14 protein-coding genes are annotated in these 13,972 nt (G+C 61.5%); 7 read left to right on the plus strand and 7 right to left on the minus strand.

What is annotated here, in order from left to right; all coding sequences use genetic code 11:
• Position 1: 1 nt before the first annotated feature.
• The 3 genes from HMPREF2698_RS07460 to HMPREF2698_RS07470 all read right to left on the minus strand — a co-directional run bounded on the left by HMPREF2698_RS07460 (position 2) and on the right by HMPREF2698_RS07470 (position 2,271).
• Positions 2-718, minus strand: coding sequence for an ABC transporter ATP-binding protein (locus tag HMPREF2698_RS07460; RefSeq protein ID WP_070520666.1), 717 nt, complete (start codon positions 716-718; stop codon positions 2-4).
• Positions 715-1,266: a PadR family transcriptional regulator gene (locus HMPREF2698_RS07465; RefSeq protein WP_070520673.1), complete on the minus strand. Its 552-nt coding sequence runs from the start codon at positions 1,264-1,266 to the stop codon at positions 715-717. Before HMPREF2698_RS07465 ends, HMPREF2698_RS07460 begins: the two co-directional genes overlap by 4 nt.
• A 252-nt stretch (positions 1,267-1,518) precedes the next feature.
• Complete coding sequence (locus HMPREF2698_RS07470) at positions 1,519-2,271, minus strand: M23 family metallopeptidase (protein ID WP_070520676.1); 753 nt, start codon at positions 2,269-2,271, stop codon at positions 1,519-1,521.
• 364 nt (positions 2,272-2,635) lie between these two features.
• Here HMPREF2698_RS07470 and HMPREF2698_RS07475 point away from each other — a divergent pair, with 364 nt between their 5' ends.
• From HMPREF2698_RS07475 to purH, 3 genes are read left to right on the plus strand one after another with little or no spacing between them, the layout of a single operon-like run.
• On the plus strand, positions 2,636-4,336 hold the full coding sequence (locus HMPREF2698_RS07475; RefSeq protein WP_246819447.1) for a cell division protein PerM: 1,701 nt from the start codon (positions 2,636-2,638) through the stop codon (positions 4,334-4,336).
• Positions 4,337-4,377: 41 nt separating this feature from the next.
• Positions 4,378-4,983, plus strand: coding sequence for a phosphoribosylglycinamide formyltransferase (gene purN / locus HMPREF2698_RS07480; protein WP_070563334.1), 606 nt, complete (start codon positions 4,378-4,380; stop codon positions 4,981-4,983).
• A 39-nt stretch (positions 4,984-5,022) separates the two neighbouring features.
• Positions 5,023-6,555 (plus strand): bifunctional phosphoribosylaminoimidazolecarboxamide formyltransferase/IMP cyclohydrolase, encoded by a 1,533-nt coding sequence (gene purH, locus HMPREF2698_RS07485; protein WP_070563337.1) that lies wholly within the window; start codon positions 5,023-5,025, stop codon positions 6,553-6,555.
• A gap of 115 nt (positions 6,556-6,670) precedes the next feature.
• Here the strand turns inward: purH and HMPREF2698_RS12960 are convergent, their stop codons facing one another.
• Positions 6,671-7,114 (minus strand): hypothetical protein, encoded by a 444-nt coding sequence (locus tag HMPREF2698_RS12960; RefSeq protein ID WP_232755556.1) that lies wholly within the window; start codon positions 7,112-7,114, stop codon positions 6,671-6,673.
• Between the two features lie 277 nt (positions 7,115-7,391).
• On the opposite strand from HMPREF2698_RS12960, the gene HMPREF2698_RS07490 reads away from it, so the two are divergent.
• Together HMPREF2698_RS07490 and HMPREF2698_RS07495 are read left to right on the plus strand one after the other, a co-directional pair.
• Positions 7,392-8,306, plus strand: a complete 915-nt coding sequence (locus HMPREF2698_RS07490; RefSeq protein WP_070563340.1) for a hypothetical protein — start codon at positions 7,392-7,394, stop codon at positions 8,304-8,306.
• A 17-nt stretch (positions 8,307-8,323) separates the two neighbouring features.
• The gene (locus tag HMPREF2698_RS07495; protein ID WP_246819448.1) at positions 8,324-9,265 is read left to right on the plus strand and encodes a hypothetical protein; all 942 of its coding nucleotides are present in this window, start codon (positions 8,324-8,326) and stop codon (positions 9,263-9,265) included.
• Positions 9,266-9,282: 17 nt separating this feature from the next.
• Here the strand turns inward: HMPREF2698_RS07495 and HMPREF2698_RS07500 are convergent, their stop codons facing one another.
• Positions 9,283-9,966, minus strand: a complete 684-nt coding sequence (locus tag HMPREF2698_RS07500) for a hypothetical protein (RefSeq protein WP_070563343.1) — start codon at positions 9,964-9,966, stop codon at positions 9,283-9,285.
• 144 nt (positions 9,967-10,110) lie between these two features.
• Here HMPREF2698_RS07500 and HMPREF2698_RS07505 point away from each other — a divergent pair, with 144 nt between their 5' ends.
• Complete coding sequence (locus HMPREF2698_RS07505) at positions 10,111-11,451, plus strand: serine/threonine protein kinase (RefSeq protein WP_070563346.1); 1,341 nt, start codon at positions 10,111-10,113, stop codon at positions 11,449-11,451.
• 134 nt (positions 11,452-11,585) lie between these two features.
• Positions 11,586-12,266, plus strand: a complete 681-nt coding sequence (locus HMPREF2698_RS07510; protein WP_118781208.1) for a DNA-binding response regulator — start codon at positions 11,586-11,588, stop codon at positions 12,264-12,266.
• Here HMPREF2698_RS07510 and HMPREF2698_RS07515 read toward each other — a convergent pair.
• Both HMPREF2698_RS07515 and HMPREF2698_RS07520 read right to left on the minus strand, forming a co-directional pair.
• Positions 12,263-12,979, minus strand: coding sequence for a TetR/AcrR family transcriptional regulator (locus HMPREF2698_RS07515; RefSeq protein WP_070520700.1), 717 nt, complete (start codon positions 12,977-12,979; stop codon positions 12,263-12,265). The genes HMPREF2698_RS07510 and HMPREF2698_RS07515 overlap by 4 nt on opposite strands.
• An 88-nt stretch (positions 12,980-13,067) precedes the next feature.
• Entirely contained in the window at positions 13,068-13,862 is a 795-nt protein-coding gene (locus HMPREF2698_RS07520) for a hypothetical protein (RefSeq protein WP_070563349.1), read from the minus strand.
• Between the last annotated feature and the right edge of the window lie 110 nt (positions 13,863-13,972).

Below are 13,972 nucleotides of genomic sequence, written 5' to 3' on the forward strand. Positions count from 1 at the left end.
ATTAGCGCACCTCCTCACCGGTCAGGCGCCCGTCGCGAACCATAACGACGCGGTCGGCCCAGCCCGCGAAACGTGGCTCGTGGGTGACCAGAATGCCGGAAGCGCCGGCGTCGATACGCGCGCGTAGAACCTTCATGATCTCCTCGCCCGTCGAGGTATCGAGGGCACCGGTGGGCTCATCCGCGAGCAGAACTTTGCGCGGTCCAATGAGCGCGCGGGCAATCGCCACGCGCTGGGCCTGACCACCGGAGATTTCCTCGGGGAAGCGGTCAATGGTGCCGTCGAGGCCGACCTCGCTGAGCGCTTCCTCTGCTGCCTCACGGCACTGCGCAGGTGATAGGCCATCGAGTTCAAGGGGAAGGGAAACGTTTTCACCAACGGTCAGGGAAGAGACCAAGTTGAAGTGCTGAAACACGAGGCCCAAGTGGCGGCGTCGGGCAATTGCGGCCTTGGCTTTGGAGAGCTGGGAGGCATCGGCGCCGTCGAGAAGCACGCGTCCCGATGTCGGCGGTTGCAACAGTCCTGCGACGTTGAGCAGGGTGGATTTGCCGGAGCCGGAGGGGCCCATGACGGCTACCAACTCGCCCGGTTGTAGCTGCAGGTTGACGGAATCCAGCGCGGTGACCTGGCGAGCGCCGCTGCCGAAGATACAGGTGATGTTTTCGAGTTCGAGCGGGAAAGGAATGTGCTGGGTGGTGGGCACGGAGTCGGGGGTCATCGCGGTTCCTCCTCGGCGGCGGTGGGGGTGGTCGGGTTGGTCAGAGATTCCACGCGGTCGAGCCAACGTGAGAGAGATTCCAAGTCGAAGATTTGGCGCTCCACGGCCAAGCGCTGGGCGCTGCGCTCCGCAGGCAATTCCGAGGCTCGGCGGTTGAGTTCGCGGAGCTGGCGAACGGTGGCGAAACGCTGGGCGTCAAGGACGGCGATAACGTCGACGTCGGAGCGCCGAGCGGCAAGGGACACTTTGAGCACGAGCTCATCGCGTTCGATGGCGTCACTGTGCAAGGTGGACTTCCACCATTGCGAGAGCTCTGCGCGCCCGTCAGGGGTGATGGCGTAGCTGGTGGCGCGGCGCCCGGTGGGGCCGGTGAGCTCGCCGTCGGTGGCGATGAGCCCATCGCGCTCTAAGCGGCTTAGGGTTTGGGCTACTTGGCCCATGTTGAGCGGCCAGAGGTTGTCGAAGGTCTCCGCAAAGCGGGTCTTGATGTGGCTGGCTGTGGAAGGTTGATCACTGAGCAGCGCAAGAACGGAGTGTTTGACGGACATGGTCACCTCCTGCGCGGAGGACAAGGGGAGGATTAGTTAGGTGCATACCCGGTAAGTTACCGGGTAACTATCGGCTTGGCAAGAGGTTCCGGAACGGAGAGTGGTGTTTACCCCCGCCCGGTGTCCCGCGAGGTGGCGCGCGACCCTACGCGCCTGACCATCGGTGAGTGGGGTGAAATACGCAAAAGACGGCATAGAGCAGATTCGCTCTATGCCGCCTACGTGGTGTTGGAAGGTTTGGTCGCGTGAGTTTTAAGCGACGTCGATGCCGCGCTCTGCGAGCCACGGAACCGGGTCCACGGCACCTTCACCGGTGGGGTGAATTTCGAAGTGCAGGTGGGAGCCGGTGGAGAAGCCGAGAGAACCCATGCCGGCGATCTTCTGGCCAGCGTGGACGCGCTCGCCAACAGCGACGTCAAGGGTCTGCATGTGGCCGTAAACGCTCATGGAGCCGTCATCGTGCTTGATGCGGATCCACTGGCCGTAGCCGGAAGCCGGGCCGGAATCGATGACGGTTCCATCCATAACGGAAAGGATCGGGGTGCCCACGGCATTAGCGATGTCGATGCCGGAGTGGAAGGAGCCCCAGCGGGGGCCGAAGCCCGAGGTAAAGGTACCTTCTGCCGGGCGGGCTACGGAAGGCGCGCGGTTTGCCTCATCGGCGGCGGCGCGGGCATCAGCGGCCTGAATGGCCTTGTCCAGCTGCGTGGACAGGTCAGCGACCGGCTTGGTTTCTGCGATGGAGAGGATCTGCGGTGCTGCGTCCTCAACGGCGGCCTGTGCGTCCTTGAGCGGATCGGTGTCTGCCTGCAAGGTGTAATCGATGGACTGCGCCTTGGTCTCGCCGGTGCCGGCGGATTGAATGGTGCCTGCTGCCGCACCGCCAACGCCTGCGGTAGACACGGCACCAGCCGCGATGGTCATAACCGCCAGACGCCCCTTCGCGGTCTGCGAGGTGGTGATTTTGCGGTGGCGACCTGCGCTTCGCTGAGTCTTGCTTCGCATGAACTCTTCTTCCGTCTTAATTCACTATCGTCCAACCAAAAGAATCGTTACGTCTAAATCTGGTTGGTTATCCGATTGTGACCTTCCTGTTACCAACGAGATGTAACAGTAGCGTCTCGACGGGTGCAGAGCAACCCGGATTGCAGTTTTTCTTCTGGATATACCGAAAGATTTCAACGTCATGATACGGCAGCAATTTACTGTGAATAAAGTAAACCTATGGTCAGCGTGGCGGGGTGGTCGGTGAAAGGGGCAGGGAAAGAACTCTCGCAGTGCTGTCGTTTCGGGGTGTGTCGGATCAATTGGATCGGATATCGACGTGCCACCCCCGGTGGGGGAGGCGCGCGTGGCAAAGTGGACGCCGATGAATAAGAACACGAGTCCCCAGTCCAGGACGTCAGCTCGCCCCCGCGCGCATGTGCGTGGTCGCGGTGATAGCGCCGAGCACTCTGAGCGAGGCTACCGGCGAGATCGCCGGGCTCCTGCAGAGCGCATCAAGGGAATTGAATCGGATAAGGCTCGCGCTCGTCGCGCGCAGGCCCCGACGACGCTGCGCGGGCGTATTCGCCGCATGCTTATCGTCGTCGGTGTCCCGCACCTCGTCGTGGTTCTGGGCATCTTCGTGGTCGCTATCGCCGCGCTCCTTCTTACCAGCTCTCCCTTTGCGTGGCTGAACACCATCGTGGGGGAGGCGTGGATGGTGTTTAATCTGGCTCCAATCCGGGCTGGCGGGATTGATATCGGTGTCCTACCTGTTCTTCCGGCCGCGTTCTTGGCCTGGTTAGTAGGCCGCCGCGTTCGAGCGGCGGTTAAGGACAAGGTGAGTATTAATGACTTGCTTGTCCTGAGCTGTTGTGTGCTGGCGGTGCCGGTGGTTCTGACCATTATCGCGTGGCTGATGCTCTGGGATGCCGGAAAGGTTTATGACGTCTCTCCTCCGGAGTTGTATCGCATTGTGCCCCGCATGCTCCTTCTGCATGCTGCTGCTCTCATCGGAGGCATGGGCCCGCGCTTGTGGAAGGCCTTAGCTAAGCGCAGCGGGGTTCCCCGCGTATTTGTCGACGCCGCTCAAATCGGCCTGAGCTACCTTGGCTACCTTGGCGCCGCAGGGCTGGTTCTCGTTGTGATTATGTGGGGGTGTGGCTGGTCGCGCCAGGCTGAGATGCTCGCTAGCTATCCGGTTCTGACAGCGATGGGGACCGTGGGGCTTTTCCTGCTAAGTATTCTGTATCTCCCGAATGCCGCTGTTGCTGCGGGGGCGGTGCTGAGCGGTTCGGAGCTGCACATTGGGGAAGGCACCAGCGTGAGTCTGTTCAGCGGCCACGTAGTTCCACTCCCGCCGCTGCCGTTGGCCGCAGCTGTTCCTCCTTCAATCAGCTCGTGGTTCGCGGTTTTCTTGGTTGTTCCAGTACTCGCTGCGGTGGCGGCGTTTTATCGTCGCCGAGCGCTGGTGTCTTTCCAAGTAGCGCTTGTTGCAACCATCACTGTTGCCGTGTCCTCTCTCGTGGCTTACTACGCCGTGTCCGGTGCGCTAGGCGTGTACGGCTACACCGGGCCCGAACTCTGGACTGCGGTGGGCTTGAGCTCCCTGTGGTGCCTCGTCGTGGGGTGTGCATTTGCGACGTCTCAGGCGGTGTCCGCATGGCGCGCTCGCCGCGCTACCGTCCCGGCTGCTGAGGCAGAAGCCCCCGCGGCCGCCGAGGAGGCAACGACAGACTCCACCGACACTGCTCAGCCGGAGCAGGATTCTGCAGTGCTTGGCGACGCCACCGCTGCCGAAGCGGAAGAAGCAGAGACTGACGCGGAGGAATCCAACCCCGACGAAGAAAGCGAAGCCGAGGCCGACGCTGAGGACGAAATAGAGGACGAGCAAGAGGGCCAGACTAAGGAGCAAGCTGAGGCACCAGTTGAGGAACAGGCCGAAAGCCAGACCGAAACCGACGTAATTGACGCAGAAGTCGTGGACGTAGAAAGTGCCGAAACCGATGAGACCGCTGAAGCCACGGGGAAGCTCGACACAGACGCAGAGGAACACCAAGAAGCTGAAGGCCCCACAAAAGAGTAAAAATTCCGCGGTTCACGGCGGTAGCGGCTAGGCTGTAGCGCGTGACTACACCGCATCAGCCCGCTGCTATTGCCCACCTCAACGTTGTTGTTCTGGTTTCCGGAACTGGCTCGCTATTGCAGGCCATCGTCGATGGCCAGGATGAGCATTACAGCGTCGTGAAAGTCATCGCGGACGTGCCTTGCCAGGGCATTGAGCGCGCGAGGGCGGCGGGAATTGCCACCGAAGTCGTAGAGATGGGCGCTGACCGCGCCGAATGGAACCAACGTCTGGTTGCCGCAGTGGATGCTGCGCAGCCAGACGTTGTTGTTTCTGCAGGCTTTATGAAGATCTTGGGCAAAGATTTCCTGGATCGCTTCGAAGGTCGCACCATTAATACCCATCCAGCGCTCTTGCCTGCTTTCAAAGGCGCGCATGGCGTACGCGATGCGCTGGCTTATGGTGCCAAGGTCACAGGCTCGACCGTCCATTTCGTTGATGCCGGCGTCGATACCGGCTCCATCATTGCCCAGGAAGCCGTCCGGATTCTGGCAGAGGATGATGAGGCCAGCTTGCACGAGCGCATCAAAGTGGTCGAAAGAGAACTTATCGTTAGCGTTCTCCGCGCGGCGCGCGTGGAGGGCGAAGCACTCAGCATTCAGCTCTAATTAATTCATTACCGCAAGGAAGGCTTAAGTCCCCGTACCATGAGCGAAGATCGTAAGAACATCAAGCGCGCGCTGATTAGCGTTTATGATAAGACCGGTCTGGAAGACCTCGCCCGGTCCCTCGATAACGCTGGCGTGGAGATTGTTTCCACCGGTTCCACCGCGAAAAAGATCGCAGACTTGGGCATTGACGTCACGCCCGTCGAGAAGCTCACTGGCTTCCCGGAGTGCCTTGAGGGCCGTGTGAAGACGCTGCACCCGCGCGTGCATGCAGGCATCCTGGCGGATACCCGCAAAGAGGATCACCTCAACCAGCTCCAGGAGCTTGAGGTAGAGCCCTTCCAGCTCGTCGTGGTGAACCTGTATCCCTTCCGTGAGACGGTTGCCTCCGGAGCCGACTTTGATGGCTGCGTGGAGCAGATCGATATCGGCGGCCCGTCCATGGTGCGCGCGGCCGCCAAGAACCACCCTTCCGTTGCTGTGGTTGTAGACCCTGCGCGCTATGGCGAGGTCGCAGACGCCGTGGCCAACGGTGGCTTCACGCTGGACCAGCGCCGCGGCCTAGCCCGCGATGCCTTCCTGCACACCGCTGATTACGACGCCGCGGTGTCCGCATGGTTCGTCGATCAGCTCAGCGAGGGCGAGGAGACCACCCCGCTGCGCTATGGCGAGAACTCGCACCAGTCCGCGACCGTGACCCGCATCGGTGCCAAGGGTCTGGCCAATGCGACGCAGTTCAACGGCAAGGAAATGAGCTACAACAACTACCAGGATGCTGACGCCGCGTGGCGCGCCGCTTGGGACCATGAGCGCCCGTGCGTGGCAATCATCAAGCACGCCAACCCGTGTGGCATCGCGGTGTCTGACGAGTCCATCGCGGCTGCTCACCGCGCGGCCCATGCCTGCGACCCGATGTCCGCATTCGGCGGCGTCATCGCTGTGAACCGCGAGGTCACCGTGGAGATGGCGGAGCAGGTCAAGGAGATCTTCACCGAGGTCATCGTGGCCCCGTCCTACGAGGAGGGCGCCATCGAGGTTCTTAAGGCCAAGAAGAACCTCCGTGTGCTGCAAGCTGAGTACGAGGCTCCGCAGGTGGAGCGCAAGTACATTTCCGGCGGTGTGCTCACCCAAGAGCCGGATACCTACCAGGCGGAGGGCGATAACCCGGCCAACTGGACGCTGGCTGCGGGCGAGGCCCTGAACGAATCCGATCTAGCGCAGCTCGAGTTTGCTTGGCGCGCCGTGCGTGCGGTGAAGTCCAACGCCATCCTGTTGGCTAAGGATAATGCCACCGTGGGCGTGGGCATGGGCCAGGTCAATCGCGTCGACTCCGCCAAGCTCGCGGTTGAGCGCGCCAACACGCTGGCCGACGGCACCAACCGCACCGAAGGTTCCTTCGCTGCATCGGACGCCTTCTTCCCGTTTGCGGATGGTCTCGAGGTTCTCCTCGATGCCGGTGTCAAGGCCGTGGTTCAGCCGGGTGGTTCCATTCGCGATGAAGAAGTCATCGAGGCCGCTAAGAAGGCTGGCGTGACCATGTACCTCACCGGAACCCGCCACTTCTTCCACTAGAGCCTGAACCAAAGCGTTCCAGCAAACTTCAACTGCCCTAGCTGACGAATCTAGCCGCGTAATTCGACGCGGAAGCGCAAGATTTGGCGGCTAGGGCAGTTATGATCTCAGTTTCTTAAGCGCCCGTGATGGTCATAGGCGTGGTCGCAAGCGCGGCCGTCGAGGTTGGCTCGGAGCTTGTACCAGTCTGCTCCGTATTGGATGATTCGCGGCCCCAGATAAACCACGCGCCGACGCCAAGGACGACAGCCAGGATGAGGAGCAAAGCAATCAGCGCCGCGATGGCGCCGCTGAAGCGCCCTGTGCCTTTCGGCGGGGTAGGAGCGGCATAAGAGTTGGGCTGGGGTGGATTTGGGGGTGTTGGCGCGCCACCACTGAACGGCTGCGGGGCGGGGCTAGCGGGGTGCCCACCGAACGGGGGAGTGCTTCCGAATCCGCCGCTCGGACCATTTGTGCCGCCGGGATGGCCCGGGCGGCCAAACCCGGGAGCAGGTGAACCGAAGCCGGAGGAACCGGAGTCGCGTGGAGGGGTGCCCGAAGGACCAGTAGGAAATGACATGGCGGGAGATCAGCAACCTTTCCGTGCACAGGAAGTTAGAGCATCGAGATACCTCTAACAATCTAAACCCTTAAGCACCGTCCGTGGGGACTTCAATGGAAGCTCGTGGGAATACTCCCCAGTGGGGCAGGAAGCGCTGGCAGCACAGCAGAGCACACACTGTGCAAAGCGCGAGTAAAGACGTAAACGCTGCGCAGAGAATTGTGACTGTGCAAAGATAGGACAGATAGAAAACGCCTATTGGCAATTGCAAACGTCACGATCTACGGAGGCTTCGGTGACTGATTCAGATCGCAATCATGGATTCGGCGCGCATCCCCAGCAGGGAAACGGCAGCCAGCCACAGCCTTCTCATCAAGAAACCCACCCGGAAACCGCGGATTTTGAAGCCCCGCCAACACAACAGCGCCCAGTACAGCCCCAGCAATACCCCCAAAACATGGGAAATAATCCGGGCTACTCGCAATCGGGTGAGCACAACTACTCAAATCCTTTTGCTCCCTCCGGATCCCAGGGCCAGTATCCTCAGCAGCAGCAATTCCCCACGCAACAGTTCCCGCCCCAGGCGGCGCCGCAGGACGGATTTGGCCAGTACGATCAGCAGCCGGCTGCCTATGCGAATTCCTATGCACAGGACGATGCCGGAAACCATGGTTCCTCTAATTCCGGAAAGCTTGTGCTCATCGGCGTGCTGATCTTGGCAGTAATCCTCGTTATTGCCGCGTTGGCCTACCTCATTTTCTTTAAACACGCTGACTCAGGATCCCAGGCTGAATCGCCCCAGACCTCTGCCCAACTCACCGAGCAGAATGAGGGGCCACAAGACAGCACTTCAGCTGCGGAGGAGCCTGAAAAGACCTCAGAGGAGGCTACGACGACCTCCAAGGCGCAGAAGCGCCCCGAGCACCCTGACCTGCCCGCGGGCGCTATCCCGGCGAACGACGCCGCGCGTAACAACGAGCCCGGCGGCAACTTCAACAGTGTCTATCGCGGCACTGAGGTGACGACGGAGCCGTTCGCCAACTCCGTGCGCGATGAATACGTCAAACACTACGTCGATACCCACGAGTTTGACGCCACGATTAGGGCCTTTAGCCCGAAGACCAAGCTGTTCTACACCATGGATTGTTCCGATAACGGCGAGTATGTGACCTGCACTGGCGGCAATAACGCGGTTGTATACATCCTCTAATACGTAGGCGATCAACGATGAAACTCAGAACACGCCCAGACCGCACGCATGAACGCCCGCGGCGCCGGCCTGCGGCACTGGCAGCGTTGGTGGGGATCGCGGTGGCGTCGCTTAGCGCCTGCACCATCGGGGACGTCTCTCAGCCGGAACCAAGTGCTCCAGCAAGCAGCCCGCAGCCTTCCCTTCCTGATTCTGGATCCGGCTCGTCCGCAAGTCCTGCCCCTGATTCCATCCGCGACAAGGAACCATCCGTGATTAAGGCCACCGACCTTCAGGAAGCCGTCGACGCCATCGCCGCCGACAACCCGGGAACCGGAATTGCGGTGGCTGGGTCACAGACCGTCGCTGCTGCGGGAATCACCGACCCGCGGCCCGCATGGTCCACGGCGAAAGTCCCCCTGGCCATCGCCGCCGAACGCGCCGGGGTGGCGGATCCGGATGCTGTGTCTAGGGCAATTACTTTTTCCGATAACGCTGCAGCAGATTCTCTCTGGGAAGCTCTCGGCGGGGGAGCGCAGGCTGCACAGGCTACCCAGGAAATCATCGGACCGGCCACCGTCCCCGCCGCACCACCGCGCCCAGGGTTTAGCGCTTTCGGCCAAACGCAGTGGCCGGTGTCCGAGCAAGCGGAATTTGTCGCTGCGCTGGGATGTCAGGAAGGCGCTGATCCTATCCTCGCGGCCATGGGTGACGTTGATCCGGCACAGCAGTATGGCCTTCGCACCCTAGACGGGGCGGTGGTGAAGGGCGGTTGGGGGCCTGCCGAGGACGGTTCCTATGAGGCCCGTCAGATGGGGCTTATCACGCTAGGTGGACACACGGTGGCGGTGGCAATTTATGCCGCAGCACCATCCGGTGATTACGGCGAAGCCCAGCAGATGCTGACGCGACTAGCCCGGCAATTAGAAACCGCTCAGGTGGAGTGGCCGGACGCGGGATGCCAGCAGGGAGCTGTCTAAAAGCCCTAGTGCGGTTCCTAGTGAGGCCAGTAGTCCTCGAATTTTCCGGCCTCCCCGTCGATGTCATAGTCCGTACCCCGGATGTTGAGCACGGAGCCGGTGTCATCCCCGCTGGTGGGATCGAGGATTGTGGCGCTAAAGGAGCTTCCCTCACCGCGCGCCGGACCAAAGGCAGCACCGCTAGACCAGACTCCGCGGTAGAAAAGGGAGTCCTGCTTTTCGCAGACCACAATGTGGGAAACGGGATCGGTACCATGAGCAGCGAAAACCATGTTCTCGCCTTGCTGGCAGCGTGCCTCTGGGTAGTCGGACCATCCGGCCGCGGTGAGTCCTTCGGGGACATCGGCAGCATCAGGATTGAGAGAAGTCTCCGGCGCCTGCTCATCAGCGGCTTCCTCGTCGCCAGCAGCTTCCTCGTCGTCAGCTGTTCCTTCTTCTGCGGCCGTTTCCTCCGGCGCAGCCCCGCCTACGCGGGTGGGTTCCTGCTCCGTTGCGCTGCCGGCTTCGGGGCTTGCCTGGCTGGTGGAACGGACATCATTCCAAATCACGATTCCGGCAATCAGCAGTGCGATAAGGATTGCAATGGCGCAGATGATCGGAACGAGGTTGCGCTGCTCTGACTGGGGCCGTTGAGTCTGGCCCGACGCCGGCGTAGGGGGCTTATGCGCGTAATGGTTAGTGCCAAATCCTGGGGTGCTCATAGGGTCCTTGGAAAACAGTAGAGAACTACAGGTAGCATATCTGGCTCCGCACAACCAGACGGAACTGCGGGGTAGCACCCTCCATTTGGGGGCGATGGGACATGGCAACCTCAAGCCTTGCTATGCATATGGTGCAATGGGGCGGTGACTAATTCCTACTTCGTGCAATGGCTTACCCAGCAAAAGCGGTATACCACCGTGTACCTGCTGGGCGAGGGCGGCATGGGGCAGGTTTTTCATGCAACCGATCCGGACCTGTCCCGTGAGCTCGCGGTTAAAGTGCTGCTGGATGATGTTCGGGATGAGGCCTCTCGAGCCCGTTTCCACAACGAAATGAAGGCTCTCACCAGGATCGGTAGCCACCCGGGGGTGGTTCAGTTCTATTCCAAGGAGTCGACGCCGCGCGGGGATGACGTGATGGTCATGGCGTTCATCGACGGTGGAACCTTAGCGCAGGCGATCCGGGAACGAGCCAACAAGGGGAGGGGATTTACGGTCGCCGAGGTGGCGTACTACCTCAAACCGATTGCCGCGGCGCTGGACTATATGCACCACGAGCTGCACCCCGGGTGGGTGCATCGGGACATCAAGCCCGCCAATATCTTGCTGCGCAAAAACCCGGGCAGCCTGCCGCCGGCTGTGCTGAGTGACTTCGGGATCAGTATCGAAGAAGGCCAGTCGCGCCTGACCAAGGTCGGTCACATCGTGGGTACCGAAAAGTATTTGGCCCCAGAGAATAACGGCCATGCTTATGGTGATGATGACATGTCGGCGCGCGCGGACGATTACTCGCTGGCGCTTATCGCTTTCGAGATGCTCACGCTTCACCACCTCAAGGACACGATGCCGCGCAGCGAGTGGGAAGGACAGCGCCGTATCCCGGATCTGTCCAGCGATGCCTTCGCCGTATTCCTTGCAGAAGACACTGCTCGCGTTGCCTCGGAGGCACAGACCGTGCTGAACAAGGCGCTCAACAGCGTGCCCATGCAGCGCTATGCGCGGGCCCAGGACTTCATCGCCGCGCTTGACGACGTCTCCCGTTCCCGCCCCTCCCAGCCCGCTTCCGGCCCTACTTCCTCTGCCCCGCGTAGCGCCCCAGCCCTGCGCGGCGCCCCAGCCCCGCAGCCTTCGTCGCAACCAGAGCAGCCGCGGAATGAACGAAGCACTGCGCGGACGGGACAGTTTGGCCAACAGGGGCAATCACCCCAGCGTTGGCCGGAGCCCTCCGCCTCCTTTGGGTCCATGGATCGGGCAAGGCCAACTGGCTTCGTCGCTCCCTCTAATCCGATCGCGTCTTCGGGAACCGTGTCACCCTCCACACCAGTTACCCCGGCGATGCCAGGGTCTACGGTGCAACGACGGTCTACTCCTCAACGGGCAACCCGCAAGCCGGCCGCGAAGGATACTTCCAATGCCCTCATCATCACGGTCACCGTCGTGGTCATCATCCTTATTTTCTTAGTGACGTGGGCTATCGTGGCCTAGCGCCAGCTGAGGTGGGGTGTGGCTTAGCACGCCGAAACAAAGTGAATGCCGCTACACTGAAGAGCACTGTTTGAAGGCGCCTCGCCGACATACCCGGCGAAGAGCGCGAGTTGTCCAGCCCTACGGAGGTGTCTATGAGCCAGCAACAACCACGCCCGCCACAGAACGCACCGCGGGGGCCCAGGCTGCGCATCGATGACCTGATCGGCGGCGTGAAGGTTATTTCCCCGGGTGAGGAAGTCATCGTCGGCCGCGCCGGTGACTTCCGGGTGGGTGAGGAGGACCTCAGCCTGCACCGCCAACTCTTCCAGCTGTGGTATGGCGGCCAGGGATGGATGATCTGCAACGTGGGTAGCCATATCCCTCTGCGCATCGAGCTGCGCGGGGTCAAAGGATTTTCGCGCATTGACCTCGGCCCCCGCTCGGTCGCGGCGGTACCCCCAGGGCCATCGAGGGTTACCTTTGAGACGCCAGAATGCCCCTACGAGCTGTATATCGACGTAGAAAACAGCAACTATTCGCGCCGTACCAAGCGCGAGCAGGACGTCGATGAAGAGCGCACACGCACCCGTCACGTGCCCAATGATGAGCAAGAAGAGCTGCTGCGCCAGCTAGCCAGCTACCTCAAGAAACCGGGTTCTACCGACGCCGATATCCCCTCGGTGCGCGACATTGCTGAGGCGCTGGGGTGGACCGAAAAGAAGACGAACCACAAGATGGATCGCCTCGTCGATAACCTCCGCGCTGACGGCGAAAAGGCCTACAAGCCTTATAAGACCTTCTTGGCGCACTACGCCATTCGACACGGCCGCTAGCGGGCCGACCTCTTGCGGTCCGCGGCGGCCGCGGCGGCGGAAGAAATAGAGTCGTTGCGGTTCTTGAGCAGCTCCAGGGTGGTCGCCTCAGCATCGTCGGGAGGGGTGGCGCCGAGGACTGCTAGGGCGGCGTCGGCAAGCATGGCGGACTGCTCCGGCACGCGCTGCGAGGCATCAAACGGTGCGTTGCCATCATTGGGGCGCATTTCAATGACGGAGAGCGCGATGTGGAAGGGGAGCTCGATGCGCGGATCGTCCGCGCCCACAATTCCTGCGGCGGCAGTACGGAAGTGATCCTTGAGGCGGTCGCGCTGCTCGTGATATTCACCGAACTCGGGGGAATTAGCCACCGGCAGCTGATAAAGGCGGCCGACGTTCCACGCCGAGGTCAAAAGCAGGCGAGATTCGGCTGCTACCAGTGACCACAGGCGCTGCGCCGGCGCGGCATCGGAGGCCGCAAGCTCATCCGCGAGCTCCAGCGAGGGCTCGATGGTGGAATTCAGCAGGGTGAGGAAGATATCGGTCTTCGAAGGAAAGTGATAGTACAGCGAAGCCTGACGGATGCCGACGGCATCAGCAATTTGGTGCGTGGAAGTTGTAGCAAAACCCTGGGTGGTAAAAAGCTCGGATGAGGCATCCAGGATTTCTTCGCGCGCGGTGTTACCCCGGCGGCGTGGGCTATTCTTCCGTGGCCTGCCAACGCTACCTGCCATGAGGCGGACTCCCTTCGATAATGTTCATGTAATAACTGACGGCAAATCAGTAATCGTACACTCCGCCGCAAACGGCGATTGCTAAAGCTCAGCTTTCACTACTGCTAACCACATTACCGTGCCGAATCATGATGGATTCAAAGGCAGCGGAGACTGTGCGGCACGCCGATCCATAGGCGGTGCGGTCCAGTGGAGGCAGATCCCCGAGCACGACACTGTGCTGGACGACGCCCTCGTACCACCGTCCCAACTCCAGCGCGATGCCCGTGCCCCAAGCAAGGCTCAAGCCCTCCGCCTCCGCGGTGGTGAGCAACTCACGCTCCACGCCGATGGCGAGACGGTCTTGGGTGGGGCGGGGCGCTGGTGCTGCCCAGCGTGCGATGGCAGAAACGGGCGCCAGCAAAGAAAAACGAATGGACACATCGGCTAAACGATCGGGAAGCCCATCCACGAGCTTGAGCGGTGCTGGGCGCTGTGACACGGCCTCGGCGTAGAGCTCCTCCTCGCCGCCAGACCCTAGTGGGAGGCCAGCATCGGCACGGGTTGATGCGCAATCCTGTACCGCGCCGCAGGTCAAGCCGGCCTCGGTGATGAGCTTCTCGAGCTGCTCGTCAGTGCCTAACCACGTGATGGGTAGTGAGGGGAGGAGGTCGCCGCGGGCAGCGGCGCCGGTGAGGCGAACCGGGCTGGCGAGACCTGGAGAACGGACGATGTCCGTGACCACGCGAGAAAACCACGCAGCGAGTTCCACACCGTCTCCCCGGTGGGCGGTAGCGTTGCGCACCAAATCCTGCGCTTCTTCCAACAAGCCGCGTGCATGGGCGGGGGACTGGCAGTGGGTAGCGAGTTCGCTGAGGTCTGTGAGTGATTCGTGCAGTGGCATAAAGGCTTAAGTTCCCTTTCCATCAGGGGCGTTCTAACCCTTCAATGTAGCACTCGGGGGTGCCAGTTCTGAGTAAGACAGGTGCGGTGCACGATCCCCAAGAGGACAGG

The sequence above is a fragment of the Corynebacterium sp. HMSC072A02 genome (genome assembly GCF_001810085.1).
Lineage (GTDB): Bacteria > Actinomycetota > Actinomycetes > Mycobacteriales > Mycobacteriaceae > Corynebacterium > Corynebacterium hesseae.